This window comes from Synechococcus sp. MEDNS5 (assembly GCF_014279875.1).
In the GTDB taxonomy this organism is placed as follows: domain Bacteria; phylum Cyanobacteriota; class Cyanobacteriia; order PCC-6307; family Cyanobiaceae; genus Synechococcus_C.
In genome coordinates this window covers 1,736,202-1,753,666 of sequence record NZ_CP047952.1, presented here as the reverse complement: position 1 = coordinate 1,753,666, position 17,465 = coordinate 1,736,202, and the positions used below count along the sequence as shown (strand labels likewise).

Here is a 17,465-nt window from a genome sequence, read left to right as displayed (position 1 = left end):
GGGCTGACGGACTTGAATTTCTCAAACCTTAATCAGCGCCGGTGTCCCCTGGTGCCGATGGCAAAGTGGGCTGGTTTCCATCCCGGTGCTCCATGCCAGGTGCCGAGCCTTTTCTTGAGACTGTGATGGACAAGAACAGCCGTCAGCTCAATCAGGAGTTATCCGACGCCTCTCCGTTCGGGGAACGCCTAAGGCAGGTTGCTGCCATCGATGTCGGCACGAATTCCACCCACCTGTTGGTGGCATCCGTAGATGTTGCGTTGGGAACGTTCAGCATCGAGCTTGCCGAGAAATCCACCACACGGTTGGGTGAAAAGGACCCAGACACCGGCGAGCTGACACCAGAAGCGATGGAACGAGGGCTTGCAAGCCTTCGCCGCTTTAAGGAACTGGCGATCAGTCACCAGGTGGAGCAGATTGTGATCGCAGCCACCAGTGCTGTTCGTGAAGCTCCCAACGGTCGGGATTTTCTGCAGACGGTGCAGGATCAGATCGGGCTCGATGTGGATCTGGTGAGCGGTCCGGAGGAGGCTCGGCTGATCTATCTCGGGGTTCTGTCTGGGATGCCCTTCGGCGATCGTCCCCATCTTGTGCTGGACATTGGCGGCGGATCCACCGAGTTGATCCTTGCGGATGGTCGTGATGCCCGTGCTCTGACGAGCACTCGGGTGGGTGCGGTGCGTTTGCAGAGAGATTTCGTGAAGGACGATCCAATCCCACCGCATCGGCGATCGTTTCTTCAGGCGTTCATTCAGGGATCACTTGAGCCAGCTGTCGACAAGGTTCACCGACGGATCAAACCGGGTGAGACCCCTGTGCTGGTCGCGACCAGTGGCACGGCCATGGCCATTGGTGCGCTGGCAGCCACTGAAGACGATCGGCCGCCGCTGAAGCTGCATGGCTACAAGGTTTCCAAGCAGCGCTTGGATCGCGTGGTGGAGCGCCTGGTGGTGATGACACCTGAGCAACGGCGGGACCTGGCACCGATCAACGACAGACGGGCGGAGATCATTGTTCCTGGAGCCTTGATTCTGCAAACCACCATGCAAATGCTGGGTGTTGGAGAGCTGGTTCTCAGTGAAAGGGCCCTGAGGGAAGGGCTGATCGTGGACTGGATGCTGCGTCATGGACTGCTGGAGGACCGCTTCAGCTTTCAGAGCAGCATCCGCCAGCGCACGGTGATGCATCAGGCTCAGCGATTTGCTGTCAACCGGGTCCGGGCGGAACGCGTCGCCAGTCATGCCCTCAGTCTTTACGACAGCACGCAGGGGTGTCTGCACCGTGATGACGGTTCAGGCCGTGATCTGTTGTGGGCGGCTGCCTTGCTGCATGCCTGCGGCCAACACATCAATCTCAGCGCCTACCACAAGCATTCTTGGTACCTGATCAGGCACGGAGAACTGCTTGGTTACTCAGAATCCGAGCATCTGATGATCGCGGCGATCGCGCGCTACCACCGCCGCAGCTTGCCCAAGAAACGACATGAAGCCTGGCAGGCATTGCAGACACGCCAAAACCGACGAACAGTCTCTGAAATGGCTTTGTTGCTTCGATTGGCAGCCGCTCTGGATCGGCGCCCGGACCCTGTTGTGAAAACACTTTCTGTGGAGTTCACGTCCAGTTCAGTGACCCTCGAACTCGTCCCAGAGCGCCTGAATCAGAATCTCAGTCTCGAGCAGTGGAGCTTGGAAAGCTGTGAAGCGATTGTCCGGGAGGTCACCGGACTCAACCTGAAGATCAGGATTCAGGAGTGATCTTGTGCCAGCGAATATCGCTGATATCACCAAGTGGTTCGGGGGGGTTATCGCCAATGCTGAGTAAAACGAGATCAGGGCGTCCTGCATAGATCTCGTCTCCTGGGTTGACAGCCAGTGGACTCTCTCCGTCAAGTGTCCCCTCGTAAACCGTCTCGCGATTGGCATTGCGGACTTCCAGCCAGCTTGGTTCCCGACTCGTAATGGACAGAGAAGGAGCTTCGGATGACTGGATCAGCGAGGAATCCGGCTCTGTTGTCATCACTGGCTCAGGGATCTCTTGAGTAGGTGGACGCAACGTTGTGTTTGAGGCCACTGCAGGAGGCGAGATCTGCCGCTGTTTGGCGAACACCAAAGCACTGCCAACTCCAACGCCAGCGAAGAGGGCGATGATTGCCGAAACCTTCCAGATTGTCGTCGATAGGTTTGATTCAGACCGTGCTGGAGATGGCTTGTCTCGGGAGACAAGAGGGGACGGGGTGGAGGGAGTCAACTGATGCGATCTTTCGGCTTGCCCCTCTGCCATCGCGATGCTCAGCTCATGGACGAGCGGGTCTGCATCAATCTGAAGCCTGGCCGCCACACGTCGGGTCATGGCCTTGATGAAAACCGGTTCAGGCAATCGGTCCCGCTCACCCTTTTCAAGAGCATCGAGCTGCTCGTGCCCCATGTGCAGGGAGTCAGCAAGTTGTGCGCCACTCAGACCCGCCGCTTCCCTCGCCGAGCGCAGTTGGCTGCCGACAGTCACCAGCTTGGACGCTGTCTCATGCCTAGCTTTGTCACCTGACTGCTCAGAGCGCATTGGGGGACAGATTCTCTGAATTCGTCCGAACATAATGGTGATCTCGGTTCTTGTCAGTCAGATCGCGCACTAACAGTCACGCCATTGCGAATGGCTGGAGTTGCAGCAGAAATCATGGGCGATACTGGATTCGAACCAGTGACCCCTTCCGTGTGAAGGAAGTGCGCTACCACTGTGCTAATCGCCCGCACAACGTAATCTTAAACCACCAGATGCTGCCCAGTCTTAGCCCCGTGGTCTGAAGAGGTGGTCGTGATCGGGAGAATAAAGCCGCGACCGATCGGAACTGTTTCGTTCTCGTAGAGCAGGGCTGATCACATACAACGTGGTGCGGATCAGGTTCCGTGCCCTCGTTGCATCAGCCATTGCCTCAAGCGGAACCACATCGATTGACTGATCGGGCCAGCTCACCCGGTAGCCGATCGCGACAGGAGTGTCAGCGGGGTAATGCTTGAGGAGCGTGGACTGAACCTCATCAACATGCCGCGCACTGAGGTAAAGGCACAGAGAAGCTCTCAATCTGGCGAGATCATTCAGTTGTTCCCGCTCAGGAACCCCTGTGCGGCCGCCGGTGCGACCGAGCACGATCGTCTGCACGATTCCGGGAATCGTGAGCTCCGCATTGATGGCCGCTGCGGTGGCTTGATAAGCACTTATCCCAGGCACAACCTCCACCGTGATGTCGGCATCGGCGAGTGCGCAGATCTGTTCGTTCAGAGCGCTGTAAAGGCAGGGATCGCCGTCATGAAGACGGACAACACGCAACCCCTGGCTTGACCGATCGATCATCAGGGGGATGACCTGTTCGAGGGTGAGTGTGCTGGTGCGGATTCGCTCGCAATGGTCCGGTGCTAAGGCGGCGATCTGCGGCGATATGAGGGAATCGGTCCAGATCAGCACATCCGCCGACTGAATTCTCTGTTCAGCTCTGCGGGTGAGTAAGTCGGGAGCACCGGGGCCGGCGCCAACGATGGAAATGGTTGTCATGAAGGGTCGACGCGGCGGAGACCAGGATCTGGAAGTGGTGCGCGGCGTCCGTAGAGCCAAAACAGTCCAGCAGAAGCCAAGGCCATCAGAGCGAGGCTCATCAACTGGGCAATCCGCAGGCCGCCCTCGCAGAACGGTGGCTGACCTCCCAGGCAGAGCGGATCAATGCGCAGACCCTCAATCCAGACGCGTCCGAGGCTGTATCCGAGGAGATAAAAGCAGCTCAAGGCTCCAGCTGGTAGCTGAATTCGGCCTCGCTGTCCAAGTCTGAACAAAACAATGAGGCCGATGAACAGAGCCAGATTCCAGAGAGATTCGTAGAGAAATGTGGGGTGGAAATATTCTGAATCTGCGAAAATCTTCGGTCTGTTGGCAAACGGAATCAGGAGTTTCCAGGGAAGATCCGTGGGAACTCCGAAGGCTTCTGAGTTGAAAAAATTGCCCCACCGACCGATGGCCTGCCCGAGAATCACCGATGGCACCAGAACATCGAGAACATCCCAGAAGGAAACGCGTCGCCACCTGCAGAACACGATCACCGAGAGCGTTCCTGCGATCAACGCTCCATGGATGGCAATTCCACCCCGCCAGATGGCGAAAGCGTCCCACCATGAACCTTGATAGGTTCTCCACTCAAAGGCCACGTAATACATCCGAGCACCCACAACGGAGGCGAGCACAAGGATGGGCAGGAGATCGCTGATCAAAGAGCCATCAAGACCACGTTGACGGGCAAGCCAGCTGGAGAGATTGAGGCCAATCAGCACGGCCAGGGCGATGAGCAGGCCATACCAACGAAGAACGAAAGGCCCGAGCTGAAAAAGCTCGGGCCCAGGGGAGGTGAAGACGGCAGGAATCAACACCGAATTCAAAAGCCCTCCGCAGCCTGCACTTTCTCAAACTGCTTTTTCTTCAGCACCAGCATGATCTGGGCCAGGGCCACGGCTGCGAAGAAGGCCAGCAGTCCGTAGATACGCACGGGGTTCTGGAGCACAACTTCGGTATCGAGTTGTCCAAAGCCGCCCACATTGGGATCGTTGCTGATGGGAGCACCCGCCTCAACGGCATCGCCGACGGACACGATCAGTGCTGGTCCAACAGGAACGGTTTCGGACAGCTCACTGCCATCAGCTGAAGCGATGGTTACCACGCTGGATCCGTTCTCACCTGCTTCGATGGAACTCACAGTTCCGGTGGACGGCGCTGTGTAGACGGCGTTGTTGCTCTTTTCACCCGTGGGATACACCTGGCCACGGCCCCGGTTGCCCCCCACGTGAATGGAGTATTTGCCGAAATGGATGTTGCTGTCAGTGGCAGGATCCGGTGACAGCACTGGGAAGACGATCTCCTGGTGCTGATCACCGGGGATTGGACCCACAAGGATCACATTGGGCTGATCATCGCTGTATTCAGAGAAGTAAACGCCCTCGGTTTCTTCCTTGATGTCATCCGTCCAGCGGTCTTGCGGTGCCAGGGTGAAACCATCGGGCAGCATCACGACAGCTCCGACCTGGAGGGGCACTTCACTGCCATCAGCACCAATTTCCGGGACAGCGGTGTCGTAGGGAATCTTCACGACAGCTTTGAACACGCTGTCGGGCAAGACCGACTGGGGTACCTCGGCTTGGGTCAGTTTTTGAGCGAGGTGGCAGTTGGCGCAAACGATTTTCCCCGTGGCTTCCCTAGGAGAGTCGTAGTTCTGCTGGGCCCAGAAGGGGTAGGCCCAACTGGTGGTGGGAGCGGTCAGCACTGTGACGCCCACGATCAGGGCGGCGAACAGAGGTGAGAGGAGGCGACGCATTGGTGGCTGGAAACGAAGAGGGGCAGGAAAAGCGGAGGTAATCAGGCCCACCAGGGCTTGTCGCCCGTGCGGAAATCGGTGTCCGTCCATTGGCTCACGAACACGTTGTCGTTTTCGACGCTCACATTGGCCAGGGCGAGCGAGAGGGGCGCGGGACCTCTCACGACTTTGCCAGTGGCGTCGTATTGGCTGCCGTGGCAGGGGCACATGAATTTGTTGGCTCCGCTGTTCCAGGGCACAACGCAACCGAGGTGCGTGCAGATGGCGTTGATGCCGTAGCTACCGATGGCATCGTCGCCCTCAACGATCAGATAGGTGGGATCGCCCTTGAGACCCTGCACAAGGCTGCGGTCTCCCTCCGGGTGAGAGCTCAACCAACCGCTGGCGGTGACTGCATTCCCGAGTTCATCCTTGGCACTGGTGCCGCCACCGCTGCCTGCGGCGCGGGGAGGGATGAAGTAGTTCACAACCGGGTAGAGAGCACCGAGCGCAACACCTGTGACCGACCCGAAGGTCAGCAGATTCATGAACTGCCTGCGCCCCATTCCGGGCACATCACCTGCTGGCATTTGGGTCATGACGGACTGTCAATCGGCACTGGATGGCGTTCATTATGGATGCATTGGGTCCTGTCAGTCTTTGCGGCGACTGGGATTTTCATCGATGTTCAAGGACGGCTTCGTGATGCCCCAGGCTGCCTCTCCCACACCGGCTGCACCGCTTAGTGCTGAGGAGGTCGTCGCCCTCTTCCGGTCCCGCTGGCAGGCCAGTTACGACATGCAGATTGTTACGCGCCGTCGTCGTTTGTACGTGCAGGTGATGTGGGCTTATCTCGAACAGCAGTCCTTCCCCCTCACGGAAGACGCCTATCAAGAGCATCTGGCTGAGGTTCTCGAAGTAGTGAACAGGCTCGGTGAGGCAGCGGCCGTGCGGGCCTGGCTGCAGACAACGAAGGACCGCCCTCGGCTTGGGAAAGCCCTCAGCCTGCAGCTGCCGGGGGAGGGTCGATTGGAGGAGTTTCTGCTTTGAATCGCTGCACAACTGCCACCAGCAAGACCCCGATGAGAAACAGGGCTGTGATCGCTCCTCCCAGAAGCAGCATGGTGATTGGGTCCGTGGAGGGTGTGAGCACCGCACCGGCCAGGGCGGAGGTGAGCACCACCCATCGCCAGGCCGAAAGCATCCGCTTCCAGTTCACCAAGCCGAAGGCACCAAGCAGCAACTGGAGCACTGGTAACTGAAAGGCCAGTCCTGTGGACAGCATCAAGAGCAGCACGAAATCGAGGTAGCGCTCGATCGACCAGATCGGTTCCACCACGTCGGCTCCATAGCTCACCAGAAAACTGAGGGCCGCCGGCACCAGAGCCCACCAGGCGAAGCCCAGTCCGGCCAGAAACAGCACCGCTGATCCTGCAACGGCGGGGGCAATCAGGCGACGTTCGTTGCGCGTGAGTCCAGGGAGAACGAAGGCCAGTCCCTGATACAGCACGTAAGGAAGCGCCAGGGTGAGCCCGGCATAGCCAGCCACCTTGAACGATACGAACAGGAACTCGCCCGGTGCCAGTTGGAGAAAGCGGATTGACCCTGCGGGCTCCTCCAGCAGTCGGACCAACGGCCTCACGGCCAGCAGACAGGCGAGAGCGCTGACTGCAACAGCGAGAAGGCTGCGAAACACCCTCTGCCGGAGCTCCTCGAGATGGTCCACCAGCGGCATCTCAACGTCATTCACCGCATCGCCCGTTGCCGTCACCTTGATGGGCGGAGGCGGTGGAAGAACGCTGGATTCGTTGGGGTCGGAGGGCTTCAGATCAAGAATCTGTTCAAGCCTCAGGCTAAGAGTTCTCTTCCCTCAAGTTGGCGCCTGGCCCGGTCAGGCTCTGCCCAGAGCAGTTCTGCATTTCGATGACGCACGGTTCCGGGCAGGGCTCCGGGAATGCGCTGAAGGGCATCGACCGCCGCCATCACCACGGGGACGGTGCGATTGCCCCGGGCACGACTGAACCATGCAGCCAGATCGGCAGCCTGTTGGATGGCTTCTTCGGATGCAGGCGCTATCGAGGCTTTCAACACCACATGACTGCCTGGACATTCCTGAGCGTGAAACCAGAGATCGCCATCTCTGGCTTGACGCAAGCTGATCCATTCGTTCTGGCGGTGGTTGCGGCCCACCTGGATCGTCAGTCCATCACTGGTGTTGATCTCAAGCGGCTGAGGCTGCCCCGTCGGTGAACTGCCACGGCGACGTCGCTGTCGTGGGGCCAACAACTCCTCCAGTTCTTGATGAAGATCCTTCAGTTGCAGACTGCGCTCATCGGGATTGTCCCAGTCAGCACAGGTGAGATCCTCCAAAAAACTTTCACTGCCTTCGATCAGCATCAGACGTCGGTCGTGATGCTGGAGTCGCTCTTCGATCAGGGGAACGGCCCGTCGCAGGCGCCGAGCTCGGTGGTAGAGCTTCTGAGCACGGGTGATCGTGTCGCGATCAGGATCCGGTTGGCACAGCAGCTGATCCGCTTCCGACTGAAGGGTTGCGGCACCTGCGGTGTCCTGCAGCCGTTGCTTCTGCTCGTCGCGTTGGGCCTGTTCCCGCTCGCGACATTGTTGGAGTCGCTGTTGCAGGTTGCCGATCTCGCGCGAAAGTCGGCGCTTTGTCACATGGTCTTGGTAATAGCAACCCAGCCTGAGACTGAGCACCCCCTGATCCCTGCCCGCAAGGGGTGGTTCGTTCCAGACGCGAAAACCGCTGCCCTCCAGCTGCAGAGAAAACGTTTCTTCGTTGAGATGGTGCAGCCAGCAGCCCCAGCGCTCATGGAGGCGTTGCCATTGCGATTCGGAAATGTCGCTGACCAGCTGTTCCTTCAAGGTCTTCCCGTGGCTGTCGAGCGACCCGGGGAAGGTGGTGAGCTGGGTTGCTAACGCTGGGCTGATTCCCTGATAGGTCTCGCGAAGTGCTTTGCCAAGGGGAATCGGCAGCAGGGAGAGCCGGCGCTTCCACTGATCAAAAGGTTCATCACAGCTTGGTGGCAGACCCTGAAGCGGTGGAGGTGGGGTATAGAAATCACCAGTGCTGAGCGGGCGGATCCTGGACTGGTGTTGCCGCACCTGACGGCCGATCGCGGTGATGCGTTTCTGTTCATCCAAGAGCAACAGGTTGCTGTGGCGTCCCATCAGTTCGAGAACCAGGGTTCGCACGGGGGGGCTGCCGGGGCGTGGCGCCAGATGAAAGAACACAACACGTTCGAAGTCATGTTGTTCGAGCTCCACCAGAGCCAGTTGCCTCAACCCGTGCTGAACCTGCTGGGCCAGGGTGCTCCCTCCGCCAAGACGTCGCGGGGCATCGATCTGTACGAGCCTCGCGGATTCCGCCTGCCAGCTGAGCTCAAGCCAAACCATGCCTTGCAGGGTTCGGAAGCCCAGCTGGAGCGCATGGGCATCGGGTTGCTGCGCCTTTTCAAATCGGCTCGGCAACACCCGGTCGCGCAGATCCTTCAGCACCGCTTTCAGAGCGGTCAGGTCCATCACCTGGAGCGTGCTGATTGCCATCCGCGCGTGCTGGTCCGGTGAGTTAGGTGCCTTCCTACCCTGCAGCCTGACTGCAGACAAGCGATGGCATCGTCTCAAGCCACTGCCCGGCTCGCGTTGCTCACCGGACCCAGCGGTGTCGGTAAGGGCACGCTGGTCGCCCGCTTGCAGGAGCGCCATCCCAATCTGTGGTTATCGGTGTCGGCCACCACACGGGCCCCCCGGGCGGGTGAGCAAAACGGTGTGCACTACTTCTTCAAGACACGCCAAGACTTCGATGCTCTGGTCAGCAGTGGTGGTTTGTTGGAGTGGGCTGAATTCGCCGGTCATTGCTACGGCACTCCTCGTCTGCCCGTGGAAGAACGGCTTGGCGCAGGAACTCCCGTTCTTCTGGAAATCGAATTGGAGGGCGCCCGCCAGGTGAGAAAGAGTTTTCCCGAGGCTCTACAGATCTTTTTGGCGCCACCGAGTTTCGAGGAGCTGGAACGGCGCATCCGGGGCCGGGCCACTGAATCCGCGGATGCGATTCAACGCCGCTTGGAGAGAGCGCGCGCCGAACTGGATGCCCAGTCTGAATTTGATGCCGTTGTTGTGAATGATGATCTCGACACAGCCCTTTCGGAGCTCGAGGGGTTGATGGGACTTTCGGGATAACGCTGAATTAACGCCAAAGAAAAGAGGGCCCGAGGCCCTCTACACGTTCATTGATGGAATGACATTTATGGGTGGAACAGGAGATCAGGGAAGAATCGATTCCACTCAATCAGAATTCCAGCTGTGAGTGTGAACCAAATGGCTGCAACCACTGGTGCAGTTGTGAGAAATTTCTGCATCGATCGGAAATGTTGGTGAAGGTTTGAGAGCTGAAAAGCTTTAGCGAGGAGACACGGTGATCTTGTTGTCGCTTTCAAGCAGCTTTCCACTGGTGAGTTCTCCGAACGCTGCAATGGGCCATGTGGCGGCAGCGATGCAGGATTTCAGCGCCAGGGGGAGGTCGATCTGGATCTCCTTGGTGTACTGCTCCTTGGTTCCGCGGGTGGCTTTCAGATATTCACGGCCGGCCCAGCCGATGGTGCCAGCGATGTAGAGAAACATCAGGCCTGGCAGTACAAATTCGCCGGCATGATCCCAGCGACCATCAACGATGAGGTGGGGCAGCCCGTCCTCACCACACACGGCTTGGCTGTACATCTCAAACCTGGCTTTGGCTTGGGCTGTGGTGGCTGCGCTGGCACGTTGCTGGAAACGGGCGCTTTCAGCGCAAGGGGTCAGGCCTGCAACATCGGCCTTGGCGACCGGTGCAAAGCCAAACACCAGCAGGGCCGAGAGCGCTAGAGCGAAAAGACGACGCATCGGAACGGTTCCTGTTAAGCCTGCCCCGGAGCGGCAGGATGTCACAAGCGGACAGTAGTGGAGGGTTTCGGCCTGAATGCCCAAGGTGCTTGCGCTCGAAACAAGTTGTGACGAGTCGGCCGCAGCTGTTGTGGAGCTCTGTGCCGGCCGAACGGAGGTGCTGGCTCACCGCATCGCCTCCCAGGTCGAGGAGCATGCCCAGTGGGGAGGCGTTGTCCCCGAAATCGCCTCCAGACGCCATGTGGAGGCCCTGCCGCACCTCATCGGCGCGGTGCTGGACGACGCAGGTCAAACGGTGGCAGAAATGGATGCCGTGGCTGCAACCGTGACGCCGGGGCTGGTGGGGGCCCTGATGGTGGGTTCGGTGACAGGGCGCACCCTGGCGGCCCTTCATGGCAAGCCCTTCATGGGAGTGCATCACCTGGAGGCGCACCTTGCCTCAGTGCGTCTGGCCTCATCACCTCCCGAGCCTCCCTACGTCGTGCTCTTGGTCAGTGGCGGACATACCGAACTGATCCTGGTGGCGATCGACGGCGGCCTGCAACGGCTGGGGCGTAGCCATGACGATGCGGCTGGAGAAGCTTTCGACAAAGTGGCCCGTTTGCTAGGGCTGGCCTACCCAGGTGGTCCTGCCATCCAGGCGGCTGCCAGAGATGGCGATCCCAAGCGGTTTTCCCTTCCCAAAGGACGGGTGTCCCGTCCGGAGGGTGGGTTCTATCCCTTCGACTTCTCGTTCAGCGGTCTCAAGACGGCCATGCTTCGGCAGGTGGAGAGCCTGAGGGCTCAGAGTGATGCGCTGCCCCTCGAGGATCTCGCTGCAAGCTTCGAGCAGGTTGTGGTGGATGTGCTGGTGGAGCGCAGCCTGCGGTGCTGTCTTGATCGAGGCCTGCACACACTGGTGATGGTGGGCGGGGTGGCTGCGAATGTCAGGCTGCGTGGACAAATGGAGCGGCATGGACGGGAGCGTGGGGTTTCCGTCCACCTCGCGCCTCTGGCGTACTGCACCGACAACGCTGCGATGGTCGGTGCCGCCGCCTTAGGTCGGCTTCAAGCCGGATGGGGCGCGAGTTCCATCCGGCTTGGAGTTTCAGCCCGCTGGCCCTTGGAGGCTGGAGGAGATCTCTATGCCCAGGATCCACAGTTTTAAGAGTTTCGGGAATAATGTTGAAGCAGGAGCTTTCTGGTGATGGTGGTTGAGTCCGAGTCCCAGCAACGGCAGCAATCACAGCCGGTTGATGCGGGTGAGCTCAATGAGTGGCGCCGCGGCTTCACCCCTCAAGCTGAAATCTGGAATGGGCGTCTGGCCATGCTGGGCCTGTCCCTTGGGTTGCTGACGCTCATTCTCGTCAGACTTTTTAGTGAAGGAATATCTGCAAGCTGAAGGCGCTCAGCTACCGGCGGTTCACGCGCTCCTCCCACGGATGGCTTGCGACAGCTCATTCGGTTTGAGGCTGACGGCAATCGCGTCCTGGGATTGGATCCGTCCGGCTACGACCAGCTCCAGCAGGGATTGATTGCTGGTCACCATCCCATCGAAGCCGCTGCGCTCCATAATTTCCTCTACCTCTTCGAGGGCTCCACGCTGGATGTAGTCCTTGCAGGCCTCCGTATTGATCAGGATGTCGTGATACGCAGCTCGTTTTCCATCGTTGGTTCGGATCAACCCCTGGGCAATCACACCCAGAAGGGATTCCGATAGCGAGCGGCGAACGCTGTCTTGATCCTCAGGGGCGAAGAGCCCAAGGACGCGTTCGACTGTTTTTACTGCCGAATTGGTGTGAAGCGTCCCGAACACAAGGTGGCCCGTTTGGGATGCTTCGAGAGCCGTGCTCAAGGTTTCGCGATCACGGATCTCACCCACCAAGATCACGTCTGGATCCTCTCTTAACGCTGCTCTCAGAGCGTTGTGAAACTGCAATGTATGCAGACCCACTTCCCGGTGCCTGATCAGCGAGCGCTGACTCTGATGAACAAACTCCACAGGGTCTTCAATCGTGAGGATGTGGCGTGTCTGATGGCGGTTGATCCAGTCAATCATTGCCGCAAGAGTGGTGCTTTTTCCTGATCCAGTTGGTCCGGTCACTAACACCAGTCCCTTGGGACGTGACGAGAGTTCCCGCAGCACCTCGGGAAGTTTCAGATCTTCAAGCGTGAGGATCGTCTGAGGAATTAACCGCAGAACCATGGCGGGTCCCAGCAGCGAATCCAGGAGGTTGATCCGAACCCTGACAAATGGGAACGCATGGGAGCCGTCGAATTCCTTCGTCTGCTGAAAGAGATCAATCTGCTGGGGCGTGAGTATTTCCCTGAGCCAGCGATGAAACGTGCTCGGATCTGTGATCGGCCACTCTGTTTGCAGCATCTCTCCGCGGGCGCGGAAGCGCGGGATTTCCCCCACACCGAGGTGCACGTCGGAGTGGCCCTTGTCTTGGGCCATCCGCACGATGTCCTCAAGGCTTGGTGATCCCTTGGCTGACGACGTCGGTGAAGGCTTCAGTGATGCAGGCGCCGCAGATGAGGGGCTATGGGTGGGGGCCGCAACAGGTTGGGGCGGAAAACCCGGGGGGAAGATCGGTTGATTCATCGGCTTCCGCTTCTTTCTTGCCTCAGCTTCGCCACTGCTGCTGCCGTGGCAAGTGAGGGTCGGCTGGGAGCTCTCTAAATCGCGCTTAGGATCCCGCCACCGATCCTGCGTTTATGGCGGCCAAACCTCGCGTCACCATTGTGCTCGGCACGCGGCCGGAAGCCATCAAACTGGCTCCGGTCATCCAGGAATTCCGAGCCTGCTCGGCATTGGAAACCCGCGTTGTGCTCACTGGGCAGCATCGGGAGATGGTGACCCAGGTGATGGACCTTTTCCAGCTCACCGCCGATCAGGATCTCGACCTGATGGCCCCCCGTCAGACGCTGACGCACGTCACCTGTGCGGCATTGCAGGGGCTCCGCGACGATTTTCAAGCCTTCCCTCCGCAAATGGTGTTGGTGCAGGGAGACACCACCACGGCCTTCGCGGCGGCTCTTGCTGCGTTTTATGAGCAGATCCCTGTTGGGCACGTGGAGGCAGGCCTGCGCACCGACAACCTCCTTGATCCCTTCCCTGAAGAAGCCAATCGCAGGCTGATCTCCCAGGTGGCTCAGCTGCATTTCGCTCCGACGCAGCGTTCCCAGGCCAATCTCGAGGCCTCGAGCGTTGTCGGTCGGGTCATGGTCACTGGCAATACGGTGATTGATGCGCTGCTGCGCATGGCTGAGCGCGCCCCTGAGCTCACCGACCTGCCCCTCGACTGGGCCAACCAGCGCGTCATCCTTGCCACCGTGCATCGCCGGGAGAACTGGGGGGATCGCCTGCGCAGCATCGCTGAAGGAATGTTGGCGGTGCTGGAGTCCCATCCCGACACCACACTCCTGCTGCCCCTGCACCGGAATCCCACCGTGCGCGAGCCTCTTCAGGATCTGCTTGGTAGCCATCCACGCGTGGTGCTCACCGAACCTCTCGATTACGACCGGTTGGTGGCGGCCATGAAAGGTTGCACCCTTCTGCTCACCGATTCCGGTGGCCTGCAGGAGGAGGCTCCCGCCCTTGGTAAGCCGGTTCTAGTGCTCAGGCGCACCACCGAGCGTCCAGAGGCCGTTGATGCTGGAACAGCGAAGCTGGTGGGTACGGACAACGCATCGATCGCTCAGGAAACAGCCCGTCTCCTCGATGACCCTGCGGCGTACGACCAGATGGCCCGTGCGGTCAATCCCTTTGGAGATGGTCTCGCCAGTGGGCGAATTCTCCAGGCCGCCCTTGATCTGCTGGTCTCCTGACGCATCCTTCAGCAGCTGTGGCCATTACCGCTGGCTGCTGCAACGTTCTCTGGTGGAGCCGTTGCAGGCTGAAGTTCCGCGAACGCTGATCTTTGTGGGGTTGAACCCTTCCCGAGCCAGTGATCATCGCGATGATCCCACCCTGCGACGTCTCATGGCGTTTGGAACGCGCTGGGGGTATCACCGGCTTGTGGTGATCAATTTGTTCGCGCGGATCTCTCCTTCACCAGAGGCGTTGCAGCGCTGCAGCGATCCGATCGGTGACAAGACCGATGCTGTTCTTCAGTGCTGGATGGAGAATTGGGCTGACAAGCCGTTCTGGGATCTCTGGCTGGGCTGGGGAACCCGAGGTGTCCTGTTTCAGCGGGATCAGACAGTGCTGGCCAGGCTTGCGCTCTGCCTCCGACGCCGTAAGGCCGGGGCTGGCCCCTTGACTCTGGGAACAACGCGCAGCGGACAGCCGCGCCATCCCCTCTATGTTCCAGGGGACCGAGTTCCGACTCCCTGGGCCTGTACGGTTCGCTGATGCCCCGTCAACCACGCCGCTATCGCATTTCTCTCCACCTCTCCGGTGGCCAGACTGAAGTGGTGCACTTCCCTACCCTCGAGACCTTTCAGGAGTGGTATCAGGACCTCGTGAACGGCGGCCAGGGGCAGGCATTCGTGAATGTCCCCCTCGGTGAGCTCGAAGGGGAATATCTGGTGATCCGCCCGGAGGCGGTGATCGGACTGCGTGTGGAACCGCAATACGCCTCCATCGATGACGCCTGAGCGGCTGGGATTGCTCTGGGGCATCACGGTGTTCGCCGGTGCCGGTGCCAGGCTGTTGGCTGCCCTTTCCGGGCTTCAGGGAGTCGTTCTTCTGCTCCTCTCCGGACTGTTGATCGGACGCTCCGGACTGGGACTCGTTGAGCCGCTGGACCTCGGGCTGGGGCTGGAGACCACGGTGGGACTTCTGGTCAGCCTGGTGTTGTTCGACGGCGGTCTGAACCTGCGTCTCCCTGGGGACACCATCAAGGCGACCGTGTTGCGGATTTCTCTGCTCCGTCTGCTGTTGTCTCTCGGGGCCGGCGTGCTGGCCGCACACTGGCTGGCGGGATTGGGCTGGTCGGTGGCTGCCGTGTACAGCGCGATCGTGTTGGGCACCGGGCCGACCGTGGTCACGCCGATTGTTCAGCAGATCCGTCTGGCATCGCCGTTGGGGGATGTGCTGGAGGCCGAGGGCCTTGTGCTGGAGCCAGTGGGTGCGGTGCTGGCCCTGCTGTTGCTTGAACTGCTGCTGGGAAATCTCCATGGCTGGCGTGAGCTGGCGATCGGGCTGATGTCCAGGCTCGGGGGCGGCGTGCTGATTGGCTTGGCCGTGGGCTGGCTGCTGTCGGAAGTGCTGCGGCGATTGCCTTCGGAGCATTCCGTGGGGCTGAGGCTTCAACTCACCCTTGGAGTGCTGTTTCTGATGTTCTCGATTGCCGAATGGCTACTCCCGGAGTCAGGACTTCCCGCTTCGGTGGCCGCCGGTGTGGTGGTAGGGCGTCGCCCCTCCACCCAGGCAGGTCAGCTGGATGAGTTGATCAGGGAATTGGCCCGGCTTGCGATCACCATGCTCTTCCCACTCCTGGCAGCCGATGTGTCCTGGGCCGAGCTCAGTCCCCTCGGATGGGGTGGAGTGAGCTGCGTGCTGGTGCTGATGCTCGTGGTTCGCCCAGCGGCAGTGAGCGTGGCCACCGTGGGACTTCCTCTCGATTGGCGACAGCGTCTTTTCCTGGGATGGCTCGCACCACGGGGAATCGTGACGGCTGCTGTGGCCTCGCTGTTTGCGATCAGACTCGAGCAGGCCGGTGTGCTCGGAGCTGGACGCCTGCAAGGTTTGGTGTTTCTCACAATCCTGATGACCGTTGGCCTTCAGGGCCTCACGGCTCAGCCCCTTGCCAAGGCTCTCGGTCTGATCGATCAGACACCCGATCCGGTCAACGACACTTCGTTGCCTGCGAAACCGTCAGAGGCAGCGCCTTAACCGGGGGCGATCCTGATCGATCTTGGCCAGAAGAGACCAGGTGGTGAGGAGGTCGGGTCCCTGCAGTCGGCCTAGCAGGGCTGCCCTGAGGCTTTTCATCAAGACTCCTTTCTTCACTCCTGCTGTGGAGGCAGCGCTTTTCAGGATCTCCTGGGCTTGGTCGATGCTGTCGCCAGACCAGGGGGCCTCGTCAAGGGCGCTTAAAAGAGCCTGCAGACAGGGTTTTGCTCCCTCCTGGTCAAGCTGTTTGAGGGCGTCCTCCTCCAAAGCGGGTTCCATGAAAAAAGGCCTGGCCTGATCCACTCCGTCGTTCAGCAGTGTCAGCGATGGTCCAAGCAGCTCCACCAAGGACAGAGCCCATCTGTCGGTGTCAGGAATCGTCCAGCCTTGATCGGCCCAGAGCGGTGAGAGTGCGTCTAGAAGCCTGGGCGGCTCCCAGCTGTGAAGGATCTGGGCATTCAGCCAGTTCAATTTGTCCCAGTCGAACTTCGCGCCGGCTTTGTTGACGCGATCGAAAGCGAAGACCTTGGCGGCTTCGTTGAGCGTGAAGATCTCTTTCATGCCTTCAGGGACCGACCAGCCCAGCAGGGTCATGTAGTTCGCGAGTGCTTCCGGGGTGTAACCCATCGCGCGGAAATCATTGATGGAGGTGACTCCATCCCGTTTCGACAGCTTGCGACCCTCGGGATTGAGGATCAAGGGTGCATGGGCGAACGCCGGCACCGGCAAGGACAGCGCCTCGTAGAGAAGCAGCTGTTTGGCGGTATTGGCGATGTGGTCTTCACCTCGGATTACATGGCTGATGGCCATTGCGGCGTCGTCAACGACCACGACCAGGTTGTAGAGCGGATCTCCGATTTGATCGGCGGGAGCCCGCCTGGCCACCACCATGTCACCACCGAGGTCGGCACCACGCCAAAGCATCGGACCACGCACGAGGTCATTCCAACGAATGTCGCGCTGCTCATCAATACGGAATCGGATCACGGCTTCCCGCCCCTCGGCCTGGAAGGCCTTTTCCTGTTCAGGCGTGAGATTGCGGTGGCGATTGTCGTAACGGGGTGCCTGGTTGGCCGCTTTCTGTTGGGTGCGCATGGCATCCAGTTCCTCTTCGCTGGCGTAGCAGCGGTAGGCCAGTCCTTTGTCCAAAAGGCCTTGAATTGAGCTGCGATGGTTTTCGGCCTGCTGGCTCTGGATCACCGGGTCGTCGTCCCAGTCAATGCCCAGCCATTGGAGGCCTTCGAGGATGTTCTGGGTGAATTCCGGCTTGGATCGCTCCTTGTCGGTGTCTTCAATGCGCAGCAGGAAGCAACCGTTTTGGTTTCGCGCAAACAACCAGTTGAAAACGGCCGTCCTCGCTGTGCCGATGTGGAGGGTTCCCGTAGGGCTGGGAGCCAGACGAACGCGAACCATGCGAAGTCTTGA

The 17,465-nt window shown here is 59.9% G+C and carries 20 protein-coding genes, 1 tRNA gene and 1 pseudogene; 9 read left to right on the top strand and 13 right to left on the bottom strand.

What is annotated here, in order from left to right; translation table 11 throughout:
* Positions 1-92: 92 nt before the first annotated feature.
* The gene (locus SynMEDNS5_RS09470) at positions 93-1,754 is read left to right on the top strand and encodes a Ppx/GppA phosphatase family protein (RefSeq protein ID WP_186583159.1); all 1,662 of its coding nucleotides are present in this window, start codon (positions 93-95) and stop codon (positions 1,752-1,754) included.
* On the opposite strand, the gene SynMEDNS5_RS13185 is transcribed toward SynMEDNS5_RS09470, so the two are convergent.
* The 7 genes and pseudogenes from SynMEDNS5_RS13185 to petC all read right to left on the bottom strand — a co-directional run bounded on the left by SynMEDNS5_RS13185 (position 1,738) and on the right by petC (position 5,922).
* A complete protein-coding gene (locus SynMEDNS5_RS13185) occupies positions 1,738-2,016 on the bottom strand; it encodes a DUF4115 domain-containing protein (protein ID WP_255440389.1) in 279 nt (92 codons plus the stop codon). The genes SynMEDNS5_RS09470 and SynMEDNS5_RS13185 overlap by 17 nt on opposite strands.
* 345 nt (positions 2,017-2,361) lie before the next feature.
* A pseudogene (locus SynMEDNS5_RS13180) lies at positions 2,362-2,556 on the bottom strand (helix-turn-helix domain-containing protein); the annotation flags it as partial.
* A 115-nt stretch (positions 2,557-2,671) separates the two neighbouring features.
* Positions 2,672-2,743 (bottom strand) — tRNA-Val (locus SynMEDNS5_RS09460).
* 38 nt (positions 2,744-2,781) lie between these two features.
* On the bottom strand, positions 2,782-3,543 hold the full coding sequence (gene cobM / locus SynMEDNS5_RS09455; protein WP_186583157.1) for a precorrin-4 C(11)-methyltransferase: 762 nt from the start codon (positions 3,541-3,543) through the stop codon (positions 2,782-2,784).
* Positions 3,540-4,406, bottom strand: a complete 867-nt coding sequence (gene lgt / locus SynMEDNS5_RS09450) for a prolipoprotein diacylglyceryl transferase (RefSeq protein WP_370593521.1) — start codon at positions 4,404-4,406, stop codon at positions 3,540-3,542. The genes cobM and lgt overlap by 4 nt, the downstream gene beginning before the upstream one ends.
* Positions 4,407-4,411: 5 nt before the next feature.
* Positions 4,412-5,344, bottom strand: a complete 933-nt coding sequence (petA, locus tag SynMEDNS5_RS09445) for a cytochrome f (RefSeq protein WP_186583155.1) — start codon at positions 5,342-5,344, stop codon at positions 4,412-4,414.
* A gap of 41 nt (positions 5,345-5,385) precedes the next feature.
* Positions 5,386-5,922 carry a cytochrome b6-f complex iron-sulfur subunit gene (gene petC / locus SynMEDNS5_RS09440; protein WP_186583154.1) on the bottom strand — a complete coding sequence of 179 codons (537 nt, stop codon included), beginning with the start codon at positions 5,920-5,922 and terminating at the stop codon, positions 5,386-5,388.
* Between the two features lie 85 nt (positions 5,923-6,007).
* Here petC and SynMEDNS5_RS09435 point away from each other — a divergent pair, with 85 nt between their 5' ends.
* Entirely contained in the window at positions 6,008-6,373 is a 366-nt protein-coding gene (locus SynMEDNS5_RS09435; protein WP_370593594.1) for a DUF3067 family protein, read from the top strand.
* Here the strand turns inward: SynMEDNS5_RS09435 and tatC are convergent.
* Together tatC and SynMEDNS5_RS09425 are read right to left on the bottom strand one after the other, a co-directional pair.
* Positions 6,324-7,058: a twin-arginine translocase subunit TatC gene (gene tatC, locus SynMEDNS5_RS09430; protein ID WP_186585946.1), complete on the bottom strand. Its 735-nt coding sequence runs from the start codon at positions 7,056-7,058 to the stop codon at positions 6,324-6,326. The two genes, SynMEDNS5_RS09435 and tatC, sit on opposite strands and share 50 nt — an antisense overlap.
* Positions 7,059-7,171: 113 nt before the next feature.
* Positions 7,172-8,887, bottom strand: coding sequence for an NFACT family protein (locus SynMEDNS5_RS09425; protein WP_186583153.1), 1,716 nt, complete (start codon positions 8,885-8,887; stop codon positions 7,172-7,174).
* A gap of 63 nt (positions 8,888-8,950) precedes the next feature.
* Between SynMEDNS5_RS09425 and gmk the strand changes: the two genes are divergently transcribed.
* The gene (gene gmk / locus SynMEDNS5_RS09420; protein WP_186583152.1) at positions 8,951-9,520 is read left to right on the top strand and encodes a guanylate kinase; all 570 of its coding nucleotides are present in this window, start codon (positions 8,951-8,953) and stop codon (positions 9,518-9,520) included.
* A gap of 65 nt (positions 9,521-9,585) precedes the next feature.
* On the opposite strand, the gene psaJ is transcribed toward gmk, so the two are convergent.
* Both psaJ and SynMEDNS5_RS09410 read right to left on the bottom strand, forming a co-directional pair.
* On the bottom strand, positions 9,586-9,699 hold the full coding sequence (psaJ, locus tag SynMEDNS5_RS09415) for a photosystem I reaction center subunit IX (protein WP_011933743.1): 114 nt from the start codon (positions 9,697-9,699) through the stop codon (positions 9,586-9,588).
* Between the two features lie 40 nt (positions 9,700-9,739).
* Complete coding sequence (locus SynMEDNS5_RS09410; RefSeq protein ID WP_186583151.1) at positions 9,740-10,219, bottom strand: Photosystem I reaction center subunit III; 480 nt, start codon at positions 10,217-10,219, stop codon at positions 9,740-9,742.
* Positions 10,220-10,295: 76 nt separating this feature from the next.
* Between SynMEDNS5_RS09410 and tsaD the strand changes: the two genes are divergently transcribed.
* Both tsaD and SynMEDNS5_RS09400 read left to right on the top strand, forming a co-directional pair.
* Complete coding sequence (tsaD, locus tag SynMEDNS5_RS09405; RefSeq protein ID WP_186583150.1) at positions 10,296-11,366, top strand: tRNA (adenosine(37)-N6)-threonylcarbamoyltransferase complex transferase subunit TsaD; 1,071 nt, start codon at positions 10,296-10,298, stop codon at positions 11,364-11,366.
* 39 nt (positions 11,367-11,405) lie between these two features.
* The gene (locus tag SynMEDNS5_RS09400; protein ID WP_186583149.1) at positions 11,406-11,600 is read left to right on the top strand and encodes a high light inducible protein; all 195 of its coding nucleotides are present in this window, start codon (positions 11,406-11,408) and stop codon (positions 11,598-11,600) included.
* A gap of 21 nt (positions 11,601-11,621) precedes the next feature.
* Here the strand turns inward: SynMEDNS5_RS09400 and SynMEDNS5_RS09395 are convergent, their stop codons facing one another.
* Positions 11,622-12,716: a type IV pilus twitching motility protein PilT gene (locus SynMEDNS5_RS09395; RefSeq protein ID WP_255440388.1), complete on the bottom strand. Its 1,095-nt coding sequence runs from the start codon at positions 12,714-12,716 to the stop codon at positions 11,622-11,624.
* A gap of 200 nt (positions 12,717-12,916) precedes the next feature.
* Here SynMEDNS5_RS09395 and wecB point away from each other — a divergent pair, with 200 nt between their 5' ends.
* The 4 genes from wecB to SynMEDNS5_RS09375 are packed head-to-tail and all read left to right on the top strand — an operon-like array spanning position 12,917 to position 16,040.
* Positions 12,917-14,029 (top strand): non-hydrolyzing UDP-N-acetylglucosamine 2-epimerase, encoded by a 1,113-nt coding sequence (wecB, locus tag SynMEDNS5_RS09390; protein ID WP_186583147.1) that lies wholly within the window; start codon positions 12,917-12,919, stop codon positions 14,027-14,029.
* Positions 14,010-14,555, top strand: coding sequence for a DUF1643 domain-containing protein (locus SynMEDNS5_RS09385; protein WP_255440120.1), 546 nt, complete (start codon positions 14,010-14,012; stop codon positions 14,553-14,555). Before wecB ends, SynMEDNS5_RS09385 begins: the two co-directional genes overlap by 20 nt.
* Positions 14,555-14,800 carry a hypothetical protein gene (locus SynMEDNS5_RS09380; protein ID WP_186583145.1) on the top strand — a complete coding sequence of 82 codons (246 nt, stop codon included), beginning with the start codon at positions 14,555-14,557 and terminating at the stop codon, positions 14,798-14,800. The genes SynMEDNS5_RS09385 and SynMEDNS5_RS09380 overlap by 1 nt, the downstream gene beginning before the upstream one ends.
* On the top strand, positions 14,790-16,040 hold the full coding sequence (locus tag SynMEDNS5_RS09375) for a sodium:proton antiporter (protein ID WP_186583144.1): 1,251 nt from the start codon (positions 14,790-14,792) through the stop codon (positions 16,038-16,040). The genes SynMEDNS5_RS09380 and SynMEDNS5_RS09375 overlap by 11 nt, the downstream gene beginning before the upstream one ends.
* Here SynMEDNS5_RS09375 and gltX read toward each other — a convergent pair.
* Positions 16,023-17,453 carry a glutamate--tRNA ligase gene (gene gltX / locus SynMEDNS5_RS09370; protein WP_186583143.1) on the bottom strand — a complete coding sequence of 477 codons (1,431 nt, stop codon included), beginning with the start codon at positions 17,451-17,453 and terminating at the stop codon, positions 16,023-16,025. The genes SynMEDNS5_RS09375 and gltX overlap by 18 nt on opposite strands.
* Between the last annotated feature and the right edge of the window lie 12 nt (positions 17,454-17,465).

Excerpts from the sequence above, each read along its gene's own strand:
- gltX (WP_186583143.1), bottom strand. The coding sequence starts at position 17,453 with ATGGTTCGCGTTCGTCTGGCTCCCAGCCCTACGGGAACCCTCCACATC.
- petC (WP_186583154.1), bottom strand. The coding sequence starts at position 5,922 with ATGACCCAAATGCCAGCAGGTGATGTGCCCGGAATGGGGCGCAGGCAG.
- petA (WP_186583155.1), bottom strand. The coding sequence starts at position 5,344 with ATGCGTCGCCTCCTCTCACCTCTGTTCGCCGCCCTGATCGTGGGCGTC.
- SynMEDNS5_RS09380 (WP_186583145.1), top strand. The coding sequence starts at position 14,555 with ATGCCCCGTCAACCACGCCGCTATCGCATTTCTCTCCACCTCTCCGGT.
- SynMEDNS5_RS09400 (WP_186583149.1), top strand. The coding sequence starts at position 11,406 with ATGGTGGTTGAGTCCGAGTCCCAGCAACGGCAGCAATCACAGCCGGTT.
- SynMEDNS5_RS09470 (WP_186583159.1), top strand. The coding sequence starts at position 93 with ATGCCAGGTGCCGAGCCTTTTCTTGAGACTGTGATGGACAAGAACAGC.
- SynMEDNS5_RS09375 (WP_186583144.1), top strand. The coding sequence starts at position 14,790 with ATGACGCCTGAGCGGCTGGGATTGCTCTGGGGCATCACGGTGTTCGCC.
- wecB (WP_186583147.1), top strand. The coding sequence starts at position 12,917 with ATGGCGGCCAAACCTCGCGTCACCATTGTGCTCGGCACGCGGCCGGAA.
- tatC (WP_186585946.1), bottom strand. The coding sequence starts at position 7,058 with ATGCCGCTGGTGGACCATCTCGAGGAGCTCCGGCAGAGGGTGTTTCGC.
- tsaD (WP_186583150.1), top strand. The coding sequence starts at position 10,296 with ATGCCCAAGGTGCTTGCGCTCGAAACAAGTTGTGACGAGTCGGCCGCA.
- SynMEDNS5_RS09435 (WP_370593594.1), top strand. The coding sequence starts at position 6,008 with ATGTTCAAGGACGGCTTCGTGATGCCCCAGGCTGCCTCTCCCACACCG.
- psaJ (WP_011933743.1), bottom strand. The coding sequence starts at position 9,699 with ATGCAGAAATTTCTCACAACTGCACCAGTGGTTGCAGCCATTTGGTTC.
- gmk (WP_186583152.1), top strand. The coding sequence starts at position 8,951 with ATGGCATCGTCTCAAGCCACTGCCCGGCTCGCGTTGCTCACCGGACCC.
- cobM (WP_186583157.1), bottom strand. The coding sequence starts at position 3,543 with ATGACAACCATTTCCATCGTTGGCGCCGGCCCCGGTGCTCCCGACTTA.
- SynMEDNS5_RS09425 (WP_186583153.1), bottom strand. The coding sequence starts at position 8,887 with ATGGCAATCAGCACGCTCCAGGTGATGGACCTGACCGCTCTGAAAGCG.
- SynMEDNS5_RS13185 (WP_255440389.1), bottom strand. The coding sequence starts at position 2,016 with ATGACAACAGAGCCGGATTCCTCGCTGATCCAGTCATCCGAAGCTCCT.
- SynMEDNS5_RS09410 (WP_186583151.1), bottom strand. The coding sequence starts at position 10,219 with ATGCGTCGTCTTTTCGCTCTAGCGCTCTCGGCCCTGCTGGTGTTTGGC.